The organism is Micromonospora sp. CNZ280 (assembly GCF_011759515.1).
Window position 1 is genome coordinate 1,641,586 of the sequence record NZ_JAAOYP010000001.1, and the last position, 17,104, is coordinate 1,658,689.

The window sequence follows — 17,104 nt, forward strand, 5'->3', positions numbered from 1 at the left end:
CGGATCAGGGATCACGATCGAAGTGGCGGCGCGCAGGCGGCGGGTGGGTGAGGTCCAACCCGTGCCGACGTAGGGTCGGACAGTGACGCACGCCGAGAGCTGCGCCGAGCAGATGTCGCCCCGATGGCGGGACGCGATGGACCAGGCGCTGTACGGGCCGGACGGGTTCTTTGTCTCCGGCTCCGGCCCGGCCGACCACTTCCGCACCAGCGTGCACGCCTCACCGGCGTTCGCCGGGGCGCTGCTGCGCCTGGTCAAGCAGATCGACGCCGCCCTCGGCCACCCCGAACGGCTCGACGTCGTCGACGTCGGCGCTGGTCGCGGTGAGCTGCTGCGGACCCTCGCCACGTTGGCCGTCGCTTCCGATGACGCTGTGGGGTCCGCCGCTTCCGGCGACGTCGGGGGCGCGGTGGGGGTTTACGGGGAGCCCACCCGCTCCGGGCGGTCAGGCTTGATCCCTCCGCGGGCGGGCTCCCCGGAAACCCTGACTCCTCCGGCCGCCGTCCGCCCGGCACCCTCGGTCGCCGGCCGAGAGCCGCTCGTTCGACGGTTGCGGCTCAGCGCGGTCGAGCTCGCCCCCCGACCCGATGACCTACCCGCCGAGATCGCCTGGTCCGATGAGATCCCCTCCGGGATCGTCGGGCTGCTCGTCGCCGCCGAGTGGCTCGACAACGTGCCGCTGGACGTGGCGGTGCACACCGGCGGCAGCTGGCGCTATCTGCTGGTGGACCCGGCAACCGGTGCGGAGAGCCTGGGTGACCCGGTCGACCCGGCGGACGCCGAGTGGCTGACGGCCTGGTGGCCGGTCCCCGACGCGAAGCTGGACTGCCCCTCCGACCGCGACTCGGCTCTGCTGACCAGCGTGACGGACTCCCGCAGCTCGACCGGGTCGGGTTTCCGGGCAGCCCGGCCGGCGGATGGATCAAGCCTGACCGCCCGGAGCCGGTCGGGCTGCCCGGAAACCCCCCACAGTGACCACGAAATCGCACGAGCCGAGATCGGCCGGACTCGCGACGAAGCCTGGGCCGAGGCGGTCGGGAAGATCGACCGCGGGCTGGCGTTGGCGGTGGACTACGGGCACCTGCGGGAGAGCAGGCCGGTGGACGGGACGTTGACCGGGTACCGGGGTGGGCGGCAGGTGCCGCCGGTTCCTGACGGGTCGCGCGACGTGACCGCGCACGTCGCCATGGACTCGGTCGCCTCCGCCGGTGAGCGGGTCGCCCGGTGCGCGTACGCCCTGGGGTCGCAGCGGGAGGGGTTGCGGGCGCTCGGGGCCGACGGCGGCCGACCGCCGCTGAGCCTGGCCGCCAACGACCCGGCAGGGTATCTGCGGGCGCTGGCCGCCGCGTCGGCGGTGGCCGAGCTGACCGACCCGGCCGGGCTCGGCGGGCACTGGTGGCTGCGGCAACCGGTCGGCATCGACCCGGCGCCGTTCATGGCACGATGACGGGCATGACCACGGACGCCGGCGACCTCCGCGAGCTGACCGTCGGCACCGGGGCGGGCCTGGTGGCGGGCACCGGCGGGGAGCAGCTCGGCACCGACATGGTGCTCAACATCGGGCCGCAGCACCCCTCCACGCACGGCGTGCTCCGGCTACGGCTGGTGCTCGACGGCGAGCGGGTGGTCTCCGCCGAGCCGATCGTCGGCTACATGCACCGGGGCGCCGAGAAGCTCTTCGAGGTACGCGACTACCGGCAGATCATCGTGCTGGCCAACCGGCACGACTGGCTCTCCGCGTTCGCCAACGAGCTGGGCGTGGTGCTCGCGGTCGAACGGCTGATGGGCATGGAGGTGCCGGAGCGCGCGACCTGGCTGCGGATGGCCCTCGCGGAGCTGAACCGGGTGCTCAACCACCTGATGTTCCTCGGCTCGTACCCGCTGGAGATCGGCGCGATCACCCCGATGTTCTACGCCTTCCGGGAACGGGAGACCCTCCAGGCGGTGCTGGAGGAGGTGTCCGGCGGCCGGATCCACTACATGTTCAACCGGGTCGGTGGGCTGAAGGAAGAGGTGCCCGCCGGCTGGACCGGCCGGGCCCGCGCGGCGATCGGCGAGGTACGCCGGCGGCTGCCCGACCTGGACAACCTGATCCGGCGCAACGACATCTTCCTGGCCCGTACCGTCGGCGTCGGGGTGCTGTCGGCCGCCGACGCCGCCGCGTTCGGCGCGTCCGGTCCGGTCGCCCGTGCCTCCGGGCTCGACCTGGACCTGCGCCGCGACGAGCCCTACCTGGCCTACGACCAGCTCGACGTGCCCGTGGTGACCAAGAGCGCCGGGGACTGCCACGCCCGCTTCGAGGTGCTGCTCGACCAGGTGTACGTCTCGCTCGACCTCGCCGAGCGGTGCCTCGACCGGGTGGACCGGCTGACCGGGCCGGTGAACACCCGGCTGCCCAAGGTGCTCAAGGCGCCCGAGGGGCACACCTACGCCTGGACCGAGAACCCGCTCGGGATCAACGGCTACTACCTGGTCTCCCGGGGCGAGAAGACGCCGTGGCGGCTCAAGCTGCGCACCGCCTCGTACGCGAACGTGCAGGCGCTCGCCACCCTGCTGCCCGGCTGCCTGGTGCCGGATCTGATCGCCATCCTCGGCTCGATGTTCTTCGTGGTTGGCGACATCGACAAGTGACCGGGCGACCTGCCGGGGCGGTCGACGCCGGCGGTCCGCGCCAGCGGCCCGTGAGCGGTCAGCGCCAGCGGCCCGTGAGCGGTCAGCGCCAGCGGTCGGCGGAGCGGGCGCCACCGGCGCGGGGGGCGTCGTCCTGCGGCGGGTAGCCGTAGCGCTGCTCCTCGGCGCGCGGCCGCCACCGCTCCGGCTCGGGCTCGGGCTGGTAGCCCGGCGGCTCGGACTGGTAGCCGCGTGGTGGGTCGGGCTGGTAGCCGCGCTGCCGCGGCGGGCGCCACTCGTCCGGCACCGGCACCCCGCCGACCGGCAACGCCGGCCGGTTCTCTGGCTCGGCCCAGCCCTCGCGCCACCCCTCGGTGTCGTCCCGGTCGTGGCCCCGCCGGGCGCTCGCCCAACGATCCGTCACCCGGTACTCGGTGCCGCCCGCGTCGGCGAGCACCTCCGCGCGCCGCTCCCCGACCCGCACCTCACGGCCGTGCTCGTCGTCACGCACCGCTGCCCAGCGGTCACCGGCACGCAGCTGCGACCAGTACTCGCCGTCCTCGGCGTCCTCGTCGGCCTGGTACGACCGGCCACGCCCGGCCGGCTCGCGCCAACCCGGCTCTGCGCCGCCGGCCCAACCGCGGTCGTCCCGCTGCTCGGACCAGCCGGGCTCGTCCCGCCGGTCGGACCAGCCCCGGTCCTCGCGCGGCCCGGACCGGTCCCGCTCGTCCCGTTGGGCCGACCAGCCGCGATCGTCGTCCCGGTCGCCGTACCCGGACCAGGAACGGCTGTCCGGTTCGGCGCCGCTCCAGGACCGCTCCTCGCCACCCGGTGCCCACCGGCCGGCGTACCCGCCGCCGTAGCGGGTGCCGGAATCGCCGGGCACCCCGGCGGCACCGTCCACGATGGTGTGCCGGGTGGTGACGTGCACGGTCTCGGTGTGCCGGACCACCCCGAGCGGGCGGGCCGCGGCCTCCGAGCGGCCGTCGGGTTCGGCCGGCCGGGCCGCGCCGTACACGCCGGTGCTCGGCCGCTCGCCGCCGCCGTACACCCCGCCCGGGGAGCCGTACCGGGTGGCCGGCTGCGGCCGGCGGGTCTCCTCGTCGTCGCGTTCCGGCTGCCCCCAGCGCGCCGCCGGCTCGTCCGGGACGCGGACCCGGGCGGCGGCCGGCTCCTCCGCCGGCTCGGCGGCGGGCACCCGGGCGCGGCCGGCCCCGGCAGGGTCGTCACCGGCCAGCGCGGCGCTGCTGACGTCGAGTCGCCGGCGCAGCGCGGCGACCGCCTCCTGGGCCCGCTGCGCCTGGTCGAGCGCCTGGTTGCCGCGCTGCGCCGCGGCCACGACCTCGCCGCGCAGCTCGCGCCGCAGCTGCTCGATCTCGTCCAGCAGTTCCTCGGTGTCGCCGTGGCCGCCGCCGTCGGGGCGCAACGCGATCGACAGGCCGATCAGCACCACGGCCAGGATGGCCAGCACGGCGGCGAACCGCAGCGGCCCGTTGCCGTCGGCGACCAGCAGGATCAACGCCGCCACCGGCGCCAGCGCCACACCGATCCAGAACAGGGCGGTGAGCAGGGGCGGATTGCGCTTGTCGGCGGGGGCGACCGGGGCTGGCATGGGTGTGCAGCCTACCGAGAGTTGCCGTGCCTGGGAACGGTCCACGGCATCCGAAGCCGGGCTTTACCGGGCGTTGACCCGTGGTTAACAGGAGCGGTGATCCGCCTCGGCCCGCAGCTCGGCTCGCCCGGCGCCCCGGGCCGCGGTGCGCCCGGGCCGCCGTGCGCCGGTGCGCCGGTGCGCCGGGAGGGGCGGCCGAGGGCCCGGAGTGCGGCGGCGAGGGGGCGCCGCCGCACTCCGGATCGGCGGCTCAGCCGGTGGCCAGCGCCCCGTCAGAGGAGAAGACAAGTCCGACGCTCGCGGCCCCCGTCTTCAGCGCGTTCTTGGTCTGCGGGCCACCCGCGTCCAGCGAGCTGAACGAGCCGGCCTTGAAGTCGTAGACCTCGATCAGCCCGGCCTGGCACTTCGGCCGCTGCGGGCACTCCGGCGGGCCGGCCAGCACGGTGGCCTGACCGGAGCACTTGGCGGCCAGGTCGGACAGGGTGCCGACGCCGTACTTGTCGGCGAACGCCTTGGTCACCGCGAAGGCGTTCTGGTCCTGCGCGGCCGACGGCGCGCCGAAGGCGATGCCCACCTTGTCACCGGCCGCCTTCAGCGCGGTTACGGTCTTGTCCAGCTCCGGCGAGGAGACCGGCTGGGCGTTCTGCCCGTTGGCCTTGGTGTTGAGGAATTCGGCCATGGTCGCCGCGTACTCCGGGACGACCTGGATCTCGCCCTTCTCCAGGGCCGGCTCGTAGAGTTCGCGGCTGCCGATCTGCTGCACCCGGACCTGGTAGCCGGCCGCGGTCAGCGTGATCTTGTACAGCTCGGCCAGGGTCTGGCTCTCGCTGAAGTTGCCGGCGCCGACCACGATCTGCCCGCCCGGGCCCTTGGCGATGCCGGCGGTGAGGTCGTTCGCGGTGGCGAACTCCTTGGCCGCCACCTCGGGCGTCTTGCGGTCCACGTCGACAGCCTTGTTGAGCTGGATCAGCTTCGGCGTGTCGAGTGCGGCGGAGACCTTGTCGAGCGCCGCCACCAGCTGCGGGGTGGCCACGTCGACGTTGACCGCCGGAATGACGTTGTCGGTGTTCTGGAGCTTCTTGTCGTCGTCGAGGACGACGAGCTGGTCGCCGGCGACGGGGGCGCAGCCGGCCCCGGTGGCGCCCTGCTGGGGCGCGTCGGTGCCGGAGGAGCCCGCGTCGCCGCATCCGGTCAGCAGCCCGGCCGCCGCGAGGGCGCCGACCGCCCCCACCGCCAGGCGTGTACGTGCGCGCATGATGCCCGCCTTCCGTGTCCCGGCGCGACCCCGCAGGGCCGGCCGCGTGTCCGACGGGCGACTCCTTCGTCGATCGCCCGCGTTTCCCACCCAACATCTTCCAGAGGGGTCCGACAACTTCGAGCGAGGTTCGTCACCGGATCGTCATTCCCGGGCCGACCCTCTCGGCACTACCCGAGCGGGCCGGTGCGGTCAGCCGCCGGCGACCGCGTCGGCCGCCCGCCGGCTCGCCCGGCGTCGGGCCGGGCGCAACGGTCGCGGGGTCACCAGCCGCTCGACCGCCGCCAGCACCAGCTCCACCAGCACCGCGAGCCCGGCCACCAGGACGCCCCCGGCCAGGATCTGCCCGCCGCCGGCGGCGATGTCGAGCCCGAACCCGGCGCGGATGATCTGGCCCAGCCCGCCGCCGTTGACGAACGAGGCCAGTGCCGCGGTGGCCACCACCTGCACCGCGCCCGTCCGGAAACCGGCCGCGAGGTAGGGCACGGCCAGCGGCAGCTCGACCCGGCGCAACAACTGCCAGCCCGAGAAGCCCATGCCGCGCGCCGCGTCCCGGGCCTCCGGGTCGGCCTGCCGCACCCCGGTGTACGCGTTGGCCAGCAGCGGCGGCACCGCGAAGACGGCCAGCGCCACCACCACCGCGGGGCGGCCGAAGCCGAGGAAGGTCAGCGGCAGGATGGTCAGCAGGGCGAGCGTCGGCACGGCGAGCGTGACGTTGGCCACCAGCACGACGAGGCCGCCGCCCCGGCCGGTGTGCCCCAGCCAGAGCCCGATCGGCCAGGCGACCAGGCAGCCCAGCGCCACGGCCGCGGCGGACATCGACAGGTGCTCGCCGAGCCGGTCCAGGATGCCGCCGGGGTTCGTCCAGTTCAGCGGGTCGTTGAGCCAGACCAGGGCCGCCTCGACGGGGTTCACCGCCGCTCCCTTCCACCGGCCGGGCCGGGCCGGGCGCTCACGCGGCCCGCCCGCGCCGCAGCCAGGGGGTGAGCAGCCGACCCACCCCGGCGAGCAACAGATCCAGCACCAGGGCGAGCAGGACGCAGAGCAGCGTCCCGGTCATGATCTGCGCCTTGTAGAAGTTGTTCTGGAAGCCGGCGAAGATGAGCTGGCCGAGGCCGCCGCGACCGATCACCACGCCCACGGTGACCAGGGCTACGGTGGAGACCGTGGCCAGCCGCAGCCCGGTGAGGATGCCGGGCAGGGCCAGCGGCAGCTCGATCCGGAACAGCCGGCCCCACCGGCCGTAGCCCATCCCCTCGGCGGCCTCCCGGACCTCGGGCGGCACCTGGTTGAGCCCGGCGATCGCGTTGCGCACGATCACCAGCAGCGCATACAGCACCACCACGCTGAGCACGGTGATCGCGCCGATGCCCAGGTAGGGCGCGAGGAAGGCGAAGAGCGCCAGCGACGGGATGGTGTAGAGCACGCCGGTGAGTGCGAGAATCGGCCCGGCGAGCCGGCGGAACCAGTGCGCGGCCACCGCCAGCGGCAACGCGACCAGGGCGGCGATCAGCACCGCGCGAGCGGTCAGCGAGGCGTGCTCCCGCACCGCGGCGAGGATCGTGTCAGAGTTGTCCCGCACGTACTGCCAGGAGAACCACGGGTTACCCGGGTCGGCCCGGTAGCTCAGGCGGAAGGACATACGTGGACGTTACCCCGGAGAGCACCGGCGAGCCGCGCGCGGCGTCGATCACCCTGGAGGGCATCCGCAAGCGCTACCCGGACGGCACCGAGGCGGTCCGCGAGCTCAGCCTGGACATCAAGGCCGGCGAACTGGTGGTGCTGATCGGCCCGTCGGGCTGCGGCAAGTCCACCGTGCTGCGGATGATCAACCGGTTGGTCGAGCCGACCGGCGGCCGGATCCTGCTCGGCGACGAGGACGTGACCCGCGCGGACCCGGTCCGGCTGCGCCGGCGGATCGGCTACGTCATCCAGAACGTCGGCCTCTTTCCACACCAGACGGTCAGCGCCAACGTCGCCACCGTTCCCCGGCTGCTCGGCTGGCCCCGGGAGCGCAGCCGCCGCCGGGTGGACGAGCTGCTGGAGCTGGTCGGGCTGGACCCGGCGCAGTTCGGCCGGCGCTATCCGCACGAACTATCCGGCGGGCAGCGGCAGCGGGTCGGGGTGGCCCGGGCGCTGGCCGCCGACCCGGTGGTGCTGCTGATGGACGAGCCGTTCTCCGCCGTCGACCCGATCGTGCGGAGCCGGTTGCAGGAGGAGTTCCTGCGGTTGCAGGCCGAGGTGCGCAAGACGATCGTGCTGGTCACCCACGACCTGGACGAGGCGGTCCGGCTCGGCGACCGGATCGCGGTGCTCTCTCAGGGCGGTCACCTGGAGCAGTACGACACGCCGGCGGCCCTGCTCGGCGCGCCCGCCACGCCGTTCGTCCGGGAGTTCGTCGGCGCCGACCGGGGCATCCGCCGGCTGGTGGTCACGCCGGTCACCCGGGAGATGCTGGCGCCGGTGGCCGCCGCGCCCACCGACCTCCCGGCGGTCCCGCTCGGCGGTCCGGCGTACGACGCGCTCGCGGTGATGCTCACCGCTGCCGCCGACCGGGTGCTGGTCACCGACAAGGGGCGGCCGGTCGGCGTGCTCAGCCGGGCCGACCTGCTCGACGCCGGCCGGCCGGGCCGCTGAGCCGCCACCCCGGCACCGGGGCGACCGCTCCGGCCGCCCGGTTCAGGCGCGTCCGCCCAGGCTGGCCGTGCCCACGATCCAACCGGCGAGGAAGCCGTACGAGGCGCCGGTGCCGGCGGACTGGAGCGCGGCGAGCAGCGTCGGGTCCGGCCCGAGGAACGCCGCGAGCAGCGACGCCAGGCCGCCGGCCAGGACGTACGCGGCCCAGCCGGAGAAGAACTGGCTGACCGAACCGTGCACCCGGGCCACCTGGGCGGCGGGCAGCAGGTAGAGGAAGGTCGCCGCGAGCACCACCAGCAGCACCGCGCGCAGGTTGCCGGCGAGCAGTCCGCCGTCCTCGCCGGAGAGGCGCCAGGCCGGCCAGCCGAGCAGCCGCAGGAACCAGCCGCCCGCCGAGTTCGGGTCGGTGTGGTCCTGCGCCCAGCCCACGTACGCCGGACTGCCGCAGACCGCGACCAGGACGAACGCGGCAAGCGCGCCGGTGCCCGCCGCGGTGCCGTAGCGGCCGATGCGGCGCGGTCGGTTGGTGAGGGCCATCGGCGGGTCAGCTCCCGGCGGGCCGCTCGGCGGGCGTCGGCGTCACTTCGGGTGCTTCATCAGGTAGTCGATGAAGGCGGCCCGCAGCAGTGGCTCCGACTCCTGGTAGCCGTGGCCGGTCAGCTCGCGCCACAGCGCGTTGGCCTCGTCGATGATCGGCCCGATCGAGTTCGGCGCCCCGTCCAGCGCGGCGGCCTCGTCCGCGTTCGGCAGGTGGCGCAGCACCGACCAGAAGAACCCCACGTCCCGGCGGTCCCGGGCGACCTCGAACGCGCGCTCGCGCAACTCCTCAGTGGACAGCGCGTCGAGCGCGGCGAACGACGGGTCGGACCCGGGGGTCGATGGTGTGTCGGTCATGCCGCCGAGCCTAACCGCCGAGATCAGCCGGGGCTCGGTGGACGCGGCAGCCCCGTGGGCGGGGCCTCACCGGCCGCCGTCGTCCCACCGGCGGGGTCCGGTGTCCCACCGGGGGGAGCTCCACGGGTCGGCCGGGCTCTCGGTGGGCTGTGTGGGCAGGGTGGGCGGCCAGGTGTCGGCGGGATCCGACCGGGTCACCGTCCAGCCGGTGCTGATCCGGCCGTCCCCGCCCGGTAACGGCTCCGTCGGGGTGCCCGCCGCCGGCCGCCCGTACGCCTCGACCAGCCGGGTGACCACCAGCCCGACGCCGAGCGCGGCCCCGCCGACCGCCCACCGGCTCACCGTCCAGTCGCGGGCCTCCGCGTAGGTCAGCACCAGGGTCACCAGGCAGACCGCCAGCAGGGTGCCGAAGACGCCGCCGCGCCGGCCGTACCCGCTGGTCCCGGCGAGCAGTGCGGCGCCCACCGCGAGCACCGTCCAGTCCAGCCCGGGCGTGGGCGCCACCGGCCCGCCGTCACCGGCGGCCACCAGCACCCCGGCCAGCATGGCCAGCACGGAGGAGCCGATCAGCGCCCCGGCGGCGACGAACGCGGCCACCGCGCCCCGGCGGCGGGCCGGATCGGCGACCGGACGGAACCGGCCGACCAGGCGGCGAACCGGTCGGGCCGCCCCGAGCAGGCCGCCGAGCACGGCGACCGCGGCGAACCCGGCGAAGAGCTGGGCTGCGCCGCTGTTCGCGTCGGTCTCCCCCTGCACCAGCACCGGCGCGGAGCGTTGCTCGATGTACACGATCACCCCGGCCGCGCCGGCGAGACTCGCCGCCCAGGCCGGCACGTGCAGCACCACCACGGCCAGCGCCAGCGCCAGCCCGCCGAGGGCGGCCACCGCGGCGGCCGGAGCCACGGCGCTCAGCACGCCCCGGTCGCCCTGCTCGGCCACGTGCAGTGCGGCGGCCACCGCCACCGGGCCGACGGCCAGGTTGACCACGGCGGTACGCAGGCTCAGCCCGGCGGCCAGCGCCAGCAGGCCGAGGGTGACCGCGGCGACCAGCAGCGACCGCAGCCCGCCGCCGCGCAGCGTCTCCGGGCTCTCCCGCCACAGCAGGTAACCCACCACGCCCACGGCGATCAGCAGCAGCGCCTCCCAGACCAGGTGCACGGCGAGCCGGTCCCGGCCGGGCTCGCCGTGCGCGGGGTCGTCGAAGACGTTCTCCAGGACGGCGGCCGGCACCCCGGACGAGGGCTCGAGCGACCCGTCGCGCCCCGGTTCGTCGTACCCCATCAACGCCTCCCACCCTGGCCGGTCGTCCAGGTCCGACGCGCGGGCGGACCGGGGCGGCCGTTGCTCTCCGGTCGCCAGGCACGGTACCTGCGCAGGGAGTTCCGCGTAACCCCTCGATCAGCGCGGGCCGGGGCGGGTGTCCCGGTCGCCGGGTTCGCGGTCCTCGTCGTCCTGCTGCTCGGGCACCCGGCAGGAGCGTTCCAGCCAGAGCGCCGCGGCGACCAGGGCGAGCGAGGCGAGCAGCCCCGCGCCGGCGGCCGGCCGGTCCTCGCTGGCCGCGCGGGTGGTCTCGACGAAGAGCCACCCGGTCAGCCCGGCGTAGCCGCCGGCGAAGATGGCGCCGGCCAGCGAGGACGCCTTGGCCAGCACCACGAACCGGGCGACCATCAGCGGGTTGACCGGGTCGCGGCCGGGGCGGCGCTCGATCCGCCCCCGGGTGTTGATCGCGGCGTACGCCTCCAGCACGGCGAGCCCGGCCAGGGTGACCACCGGCAGCCAGGGCAGCCGGGGCAGACCGCTGTAGTAGAGGCCGCTGATCAGCAGCCAGGCCGCCGCCGCGGCGGCGAGGGCGGCCACCACCAGGGTGGAGATCCGGGTCGGACCCATCCGTGACCGGCCGGGCCCCGGCCCGCCGGGCGGTCGGGACTGCGCCCGCCTCATGCCGGCACTCCGCTTCGCTGCGTGCCGCCATGCGGCACCACCGCGCCGAGCTGATGATTCGCTCGCTGGCGCTCGCTCATGCCGTCGACTCTATCGCCAGTTCCGGCCGGGGACGCAGATCCAGGGCGTCGGCGGCAGCCGGCCCGGTGGTGAGCAGGTCGGTCAGCCAGCCGTGGCCGGGCAGCCGGCCGTACGGCTGGATGTCGATCCACGGTCGCAGCACGAACGCCCGCAGGTGCGCCCGGGGGTGCGGCAAGGTGAGTTCGGGATCGTCGCTGAGCACCGGCTCGTCGTCGTCGGTCCAGACGGCGATGACGTCGACGTCGAGGGTGCGCGGGCCGAACCGGCGGGCCGGGTCACGGGTGCGCCCGGCGGCCCGCTCGGCGGCGCGGGCCCGCTCCAGCCAGTCCCGCGGGGTCGCCGCCGGGTCCGCGGCCAGCAGCACCGCGTTGAGGTACGCGGGCTGGTCGGCGTCGCCCCACGGTGGCGTCTCGTACACCCCGGACACCACCAGCACGCTGTCGCCGAGCGCGCGGACGGCCGAGCGCAGGTGGTCGAGCCGGTCACCGAGGTTGCTGCCCAGCGAGAGCACGGCCCGGGTCACCGGGCACGCGTCCGGGTCATCGTGACGGCCACGTCGGTGAAGGCGTGCGGCACCGGCGCCTCGGGCTTGTGCACGGTGACCGTCGCGGTGACCACCCGGGGATCGGCCAGGCAGACCGCCAGCAGCCGGTCGGCGAGCGTCTCGATCAGGTTGACCGGCTCGCCGGTCACCACCGCCACCAGCCGCTCGGCCAGCTCGCCGTAGTGGACGGTGTCGGTCACCTCGTCGGAGCGGGCGGCCGGCGCCAGATCCAGCTCCAGCACGGCGTCGACGACGAAGTCCTGGCCCTGCTCGCGCTCGAAGTCGTACACCCCGTGCCGGCCGTGCGCCCGCAGCCCGGTCAGCTCGATCCGGTCGGTCACCGGTCCCCTCCTCCGCTCGGCACCGGCGCGGTGGCGGCGAGCCGGGGCCGGCCGGTGGCCTGCCAGACCGCCAGCGCGTCCACGGTGCCCCGGACGTCGTGCACCCGGACCCCCCAGGCGCCGGACGCCACCGCGAGCACGCTGGTGGCGATGGTGGCCGCCTCCCGGCCGTCGATCGGCCGCGGGGTGCCGTCCGGACCGGCCAGCAGCCGACCGAGGTACGACTTCCGGCTCGACCCGAACAGCAGCGGGAAGCCGAGTTCGAGCAGCTCGGTCAGGCGGGCGCTGAGTTCCCAGTTGTGGGTGGCGGTCTTGGCGAAGCCCAGCCCCGGGTCGATCACGATCCGGTCGGCGGCGACGCCGGCCCGCATCGCCTCGTCGACCCGCTGGCCCAGCTCGGCGCGGACGTCGGCGACCACGTCGGTGTAGCTGGCCAGCTCCCGCATCCCCCGGGAGTGGCCGCGCCAGTGCATCAGCACCCAGGGACAGCCGGCCTCCCGGACCACCCGGGCCATGTCCGGGTCGGCGAGACCGCCGGAGACGTCGTTGACCACCGCCGCACCGGCCGCGAGCGCCGCCTCGGCCACCCGGGCCCGGCTGGTGTCGATGCTGGTCGGCACGCCCGCCGCGGCCAACTCCCGGATCACCGGGAGCACCCGGGCCGCCTCGGTCTCGGCGTCCACCCGGTCGGCGCCGGGCCGGGTCGACTCGCCGCCGACGTCGACCAGGTGGGCGCCGTCGGCGCGGAGCCGCACGCCGTGTCCGACGGCGGCGTCCAGGTCGGCGTACCGTCCGCCGTCGGAGAAGGAATCGGGCGTGACGTTGAGGACGCCCATCACCACCGGGGCCGGGGCCCGTACCAGATCGGTCACGGCTTGACGGTACCGGTCCGCCGGACGGCCCGGGCAGGCCCCGGCAGGCCATCCGTACGACACCCCTGACGTGGGCATTGGAACAGGTGTACGATCGGTTGTTCGGGTCGGATCGGGCAGTCTCTTCGCGGCTTGTCGCAAAGGAGGGCGGCCCGTACGCTTTGGAATTGCCCAGCATCGAGATGGCGAAGCCTGGAGGGAGGGCCGAAGCGGGAAATATCCGGCCAAAGCTCACCACTCTCCGTGGTGAGCAACGAACGCAGGGTCCCGCACGCTGCGCACAGTGAGCACCGTTCCCGCCCAGGCACGTCTACTGCACCGCCGCGGCGCCGCCGGCCGCGACATGGGGAGGTACCAGTGATCGCCATCGAGCTGATGGAGACGGCGTCCTCGACCGCCGCCCACCTGCTCTCCACCCTGGCGTCGACTCCACTCGCCGAGCCGGCGCCGAAGGGCATCGACACCGAGGGTGTCGTCACCTTCTTCGCCAGCAAGATCGCGCCGATCCTGCTCGCCGTCCTGGGCGTCATCTTCATCGGCCGGGCCAGCCGCGGCGAGATCTCCAAGGTGCTGACCAGCTCCGCCATCGCCATCGTCGGTCTGGCGTTCATCGCCGGGGCGGCCACACTGTTCTTCATCGGCGACTACCTGATCGACCTGATCTTCGAATAGGCGCGGGCTCGACATGCGGCTGCGCACCGACGACGACATCTACCGGGCTCGCCTGGTCTATCTCGGGCCGCCCGGCTACACCCTTCCGGTCCACCTCCCGTACGCCCAGTACGGGCTGTTCATGCTGCTCGTCCCCCTCTACATGTTCATCCACTGGCTGTTCACGCTGAAGGTGGAGCTCTTCCCAGCCTGGGAGATCGCACTCGCCATCGTGACCACCTCGTTCGTCTTCCGGTACGTCGACCCGGACCGGCCGGCGCGGATGGTGATCCGCACCGCGCTCACCGACTGGCGGCGCACCCGGGAGCCGGCCACCGAGCAGCGCGATCCCCGCCTGGTCGGCAGCCGGATCAGGATCCGGGAGGAACTGGCATGACCGGGCAGTCGTACGACGCGGGTGAGGCGATCGCATGAGCCGCTCTTCCACGCCGGGTTCCCCGGCCGGGCGTCCGGCCGCCCCGCACGGTAACCGTGCGCGATCGTTCGACTACGCCGATGACCCTGAGTCGGACGAGGCCGTCCTCGATCCGGCGCTGGTGCCCGCCCCGGGCCACGGCGGGGTGGGCGTCTTCCAGGCGCCCCGCCCGGTGCAGCGCCGGGCCGCCGCCGAGCCCGCTCCGAAACCACCCACCAGCGACAACGCCGACATCGACTCACCCTTCCTGGACCTGTTCGGCGGCGCCCAGCCGGGAGCGGCCCGTCCGGCCCCGCCCCGCCGCGGTCCCGAGCGGGAACAGCCGGCGATCCCGCAGCAGCCGGCCGCCGCGCCGCCGCCCGCCCCACCCGAGGTCGCCCCACCCGCGCCCGTCGCTGAGCCCCCGGCGACGTACCAGCCATCGGCCCGGCCGGCCCGCCCCCGGGTGCCGCAGCAGCCCGGGGACCGGCTGCCCGTGGTACGCCCGGCGGAGCTGGGTGGCGCGCGGGCCGGTGCGACCGACCCGCCCGAACTGCCCGACCGCCCGACCCGCCGGCCGGCGAAGCAACTGCCCGAGCGGCCCGCCGGCCGAGATGTCGCCCCGCCCCGGCAGCGCTCCCCCGAGCGGCGCAAGCAGCCGGCCAAGCCGGTCCGGGTCAAGCCGCCGAAGATCAAGTTCGGCGACCGGGATCCGGCCGTGGAACTGGCCATCACCGAGATCGCCGGCCACCTCACCTTTACCCCGAACACCGTCACCGCCTGGTACTGGCTGCCGGAGGTGCGCTGGGCGTTCCGGCCGGACGCCGAGCGGGAGGCGCTGCTCTCGGCGATCTCCGAGCAGTACGCCGGCCTCGCCGGCTTCCGGCTGCACCTGCGCCGCACCACCCGCCCCTTCCCGGCCGACGAGTGGGCCCGCACCATCGACGCGCACACCCCCGCACCGCTGCCCGACGTGCCGGGCACGCCGGGCTGGGGCGACCACCTGGTGGCCGCGCAGCGGCACCTGCTCTCGGTCAACCACGCCGAGGGCCAGACCTACCTCGGGGTCACCTTCGCCCGGCGGTCGCTCGGCGACTCGCTCACCGAGCGGCTGCTGCGCACCTTCGGCCGGGGGGTGGCCGAGGGCGAACGCCGCCGGCTCGGCCGGACCGTCGAGCAGTTCGACGAGGTGCTCGGGGCGTTCGGCATGCGCGGGCGGCGGGTCACCCCGCAGGAGCTGGAGTGGCTGCTCTACCGCTCGGTGGCGCTCTGCATGGCGCCGCCCGGCACACTCTCCCCGGTCACCGACGGCCGGTGGGAACGCGGCGACCTGCTGGCCCTCACCGAGCAGGTGGAGCGGTACCGCACGCCGTACGGCTCGACGGTCAAGCTGGTCAACCGGGTCACCGGCGAGGAACGGCACGTCGCGGTGCTGGCGGTGGGCCGGATGGAACCGCTGGAGATCCCCGAGCGGCACGAGCCCTGGCTGCACTTCCACGAGCGGCTGCCCTGGCCGATGGAGCTCTCCACCCGGGTCGACATCCTCGGTCCCGGCGACTCCTTCCGCAACCTCGAACACCGGCTGCGGATGATCCGCTCACAGCAGCTCGACTACGCCGAGCACGGCATCGACGCCCCGCCCGAGCTGGAACGGCTGGCCAAGCGGGCGCTGGTGATCGGCGACGAGATGACCACCGGGCTGCCGGTCGACTCGGCCCGTGCGCACGGCTGGCACCGCATCGCGGTCGGCGGCCGTACCCGCGAGGAGTGCCTGGAGCGGGCCCGGCGACTGGTCCAGCTCTACTCCCGCGAGCTGCGCATCTCGCTGCAGCACCCGAAGAACCAGGACTGGCTGGCCCGGGAGTTCATCCCCGGCGAGCCGATCGCCAACACCGGCTACGTCCGGCGGATGCCGGTCAACCTGCTCGCCGCCGCGCTGCCCCAGGCCGCGTCGACCGTCGGCGACCGGCGCGGCGACCTGATCGGCCGGACGGCCGGCACCTGCCGCCGCCCGGTCTTCCTCGACCTGCACTACCCGATGGAGGTCCGCGAGCGCTCCGGGCTCGCCGTCTTCGTGGCCGAACCGGGCGGCGGCAAATCCACCCTGCTCGGCGCGCTCGGCTACCTGGCCGCCCGGCGTGGCGTGCAGGTGACCCTGCTCGACCCGTCCGGCCCGCTGGCCCGGCTCTGCGCGATGCCGGAGCTGGGCCCGTACTCGCGGGTGCTCAACCTGACCGGCTCGGAGCACGGCACCCTGGCGCCGTACTCGCTCATCCCAACTCCACTGCGTAGCGAGTTCGGCCCCGGCGCTGCCGGCGACCGGGAGTTCGAGATCGCCGTCTCCAACGCCCGCGCCGAGCGACGGATGCTCGTGCAGGACATCTGCATGATGCTGGTGCCGCCGCAGGTGGCCCGGGAGGCGTCCACCGCCACCCTGTTCCGGCACGCCGTACGCCAGGTGCCGGCGGAGGAGGCCTCCACCCTGGACGACGTGGTCACCACGCTCAGTCAGTTGGACGACGACGCCGGCAAGGAACTGGCCAACCTGCTGCTGGACACCGCCGAGATGCCGCTGGCCATGCTCTTCTTCGGCAAGCCACCGGAGGGGCTGCTCGGCCCGGACGCGGCGCTCACCGTGATCACCATGGCCGGCCTCCGGCTGCCCGACCTCAAGATCGAGCGGGAGTACTGGTCGGCCGAGGAGGCGCTCGCCCTACCGATGCTGCACACCGCGCACCGGCTGGCCGTCCGCCGCTGCTACGGCGGGTCGATGTCGTCCCGCAAGCTGGTCGGCCTGGACGAGGCGCACTTCATGGAGGGCTGGCGCTCCGGGCGTTCGTTCCTGGTCCGACTCGCCCGGGACTCCCGCAAGTGGAACCTCGCCGCCCTGGTGGCCTCGCAGAACCCGCGCGACATCCTCGGCCTCGACGTGCAGAACCTCGTCTCCACCGTGTTCGTCGGGCGGATCGCCGAGGACACCGAGATCGCCTCCGAGGCGCTGCGCCTGCTCCGGGTGCCGGTCAACGACGGCTACGAGGCCACCCTCGCCTCGCTGTCCACCGCGGACGCCACCTCGGCCGGCCGGCTCGGCTTCCGGGAGTTCGTGATGCGCGACGTCGACGGGCGGGTACAGAAGGTCCGGGTCGACGTCTCGTACGTCGAGGGACTGCTGGACCACCTCGACACCACACCCGCCGCGATCGCCGCCGCGACCGGCGTACTGCCGACCGTGCCCGATCTGGAGGCGTGAC

17 protein-coding genes are annotated in these 17,104 nt (G+C 74.6%); 6 read left to right on the forward strand and 11 right to left on the reverse strand.

Annotation, left to right across the window (positions count from 1 at the left end):
• Positions 1-112 precede the first annotated feature (112 nt).
• Positions 113-1,447: an SAM-dependent methyltransferase gene (locus tag FHX32_RS07810; protein WP_167182382.1), complete on the forward strand. Its 1,335-nt coding sequence runs from the start codon at positions 113-115 to the stop codon at positions 1,445-1,447.
• A complete protein-coding gene (locus tag FHX32_RS07815) occupies positions 1,444-2,631 on the forward strand; it encodes an NADH-quinone oxidoreductase subunit D (RefSeq protein WP_208417993.1) in 1,188 nt (395 codons plus the stop codon). The genes FHX32_RS07810 and FHX32_RS07815 overlap by 4 nt, the downstream gene beginning before the upstream one ends.
• A gap of 82 nt (positions 2,632-2,713) precedes the next feature.
• On the opposite strand, the gene FHX32_RS07820 is transcribed toward FHX32_RS07815, so the two are convergent.
• The 4 genes from FHX32_RS07820 to FHX32_RS07835 all read right to left on the reverse strand — a co-directional run bounded on the left by FHX32_RS07820 (position 2,714) and on the right by FHX32_RS07835 (position 7,119).
• Complete coding sequence (locus FHX32_RS07820; RefSeq protein ID WP_208417994.1) at positions 2,714-4,222, reverse strand: hypothetical protein; 1,509 nt, start codon at positions 4,220-4,222, stop codon at positions 2,714-2,716.
• A 250-nt stretch (positions 4,223-4,472) separates the two neighbouring features.
• A complete protein-coding gene (locus FHX32_RS07825) occupies positions 4,473-5,477 on the reverse strand; it encodes a glycine betaine ABC transporter substrate-binding protein (protein WP_167180098.1) in 1,005 nt (334 codons plus the stop codon).
• A gap of 192 nt (positions 5,478-5,669) precedes the next feature.
• Positions 5,670-6,392 (reverse strand): ABC transporter permease, encoded by a 723-nt coding sequence (locus FHX32_RS07830; RefSeq protein ID WP_167180099.1) that lies wholly within the window; start codon positions 6,390-6,392, stop codon positions 5,670-5,672.
• A gap of 37 nt (positions 6,393-6,429) precedes the next feature.
• Complete coding sequence (locus tag FHX32_RS07835) at positions 6,430-7,119, reverse strand: ABC transporter permease (protein ID WP_167180100.1); 690 nt, start codon at positions 7,117-7,119, stop codon at positions 6,430-6,432.
• A gap of 2 nt (positions 7,120-7,121) precedes the next feature.
• Between FHX32_RS07835 and FHX32_RS07840 the strand changes: the two genes are divergently transcribed.
• Positions 7,122-8,114 (forward strand): ATP-binding cassette domain-containing protein, encoded by a 993-nt coding sequence (locus FHX32_RS07840; protein ID WP_167180101.1) that lies wholly within the window; start codon positions 7,122-7,124, stop codon positions 8,112-8,114.
• A 42-nt stretch (positions 8,115-8,156) separates the two neighbouring features.
• On the opposite strand, the gene FHX32_RS07845 is transcribed toward FHX32_RS07840, so the two are convergent.
• The 7 genes from FHX32_RS07845 to folP all read right to left on the reverse strand — a co-directional run bounded on the left by FHX32_RS07845 (position 8,157) and on the right by folP (position 12,787).
• The gene (locus FHX32_RS07845; RefSeq protein WP_167180102.1) at positions 8,157-8,651 is read right to left on the reverse strand and encodes a hypothetical protein; all 495 of its coding nucleotides are present in this window, start codon (positions 8,649-8,651) and stop codon (positions 8,157-8,159) included.
• 42 nt (positions 8,652-8,693) lie between these two features.
• On the reverse strand, positions 8,694-9,008 hold the full coding sequence (locus FHX32_RS07850; protein ID WP_167180103.1) for a hypothetical protein: 315 nt from the start codon (positions 9,006-9,008) through the stop codon (positions 8,694-8,696).
• Between the two features lie 66 nt (positions 9,009-9,074).
• A complete protein-coding gene (locus FHX32_RS07855) occupies positions 9,075-10,289 on the reverse strand; it encodes an ABC transporter permease (protein ID WP_167180104.1) in 1,215 nt (404 codons plus the stop codon).
• Positions 10,290-10,406: 117 nt separating this feature from the next.
• A complete protein-coding gene (locus tag FHX32_RS07860) occupies positions 10,407-10,949 on the reverse strand; it encodes a DUF3180 domain-containing protein (protein ID WP_167180105.1) in 543 nt (180 codons plus the stop codon).
• A gap of 76 nt (positions 10,950-11,025) precedes the next feature.
• On the reverse strand, positions 11,026-11,553 hold the full coding sequence (folK, locus tag FHX32_RS07865) for a 2-amino-4-hydroxy-6-hydroxymethyldihydropteridine diphosphokinase (protein WP_167180106.1): 528 nt from the start codon (positions 11,551-11,553) through the stop codon (positions 11,026-11,028).
• Positions 11,550-11,915 carry a dihydroneopterin aldolase gene (gene folB, locus FHX32_RS07870; RefSeq protein WP_167180107.1) on the reverse strand — a complete coding sequence of 122 codons (366 nt, stop codon included), beginning with the start codon at positions 11,913-11,915 and terminating at the stop codon, positions 11,550-11,552. Before folB ends, folK begins: the two co-directional genes overlap by 4 nt.
• Positions 11,912-12,787 carry a dihydropteroate synthase gene (gene folP, locus FHX32_RS07875; protein WP_167180108.1) on the reverse strand — a complete coding sequence of 292 codons (876 nt, stop codon included), beginning with the start codon at positions 12,785-12,787 and terminating at the stop codon, positions 11,912-11,914. Before folP ends, folB begins: the two co-directional genes overlap by 4 nt.
• Before the next feature lie 357 nt (positions 12,788-13,144).
• Between folP and FHX32_RS07880 the strand changes: the two genes are divergently transcribed.
• From FHX32_RS07880 to FHX32_RS07890, 3 genes are read left to right on the forward strand one after another with little or no spacing between them, the layout of a single operon-like run.
• The gene (locus FHX32_RS07880; RefSeq protein WP_088996416.1) at positions 13,145-13,459 is read left to right on the forward strand and encodes a hypothetical protein; all 315 of its coding nucleotides are present in this window, start codon (positions 13,145-13,147) and stop codon (positions 13,457-13,459) included.
• A gap of 13 nt (positions 13,460-13,472) precedes the next feature.
• Positions 13,473-13,835, forward strand: coding sequence for a hypothetical protein (locus tag FHX32_RS07885; RefSeq protein WP_088996417.1), 363 nt, complete (start codon positions 13,473-13,475; stop codon positions 13,833-13,835).
• A 34-nt stretch (positions 13,836-13,869) separates the two neighbouring features.
• Positions 13,870-17,103: an ATP-binding protein gene (locus FHX32_RS07890; RefSeq protein ID WP_167180109.1), complete on the forward strand. Its 3,234-nt coding sequence runs from the start codon at positions 13,870-13,872 to the stop codon at positions 17,101-17,103.
• The last annotated feature ends 1 nt before the right edge of the window (position 17,104 follow it).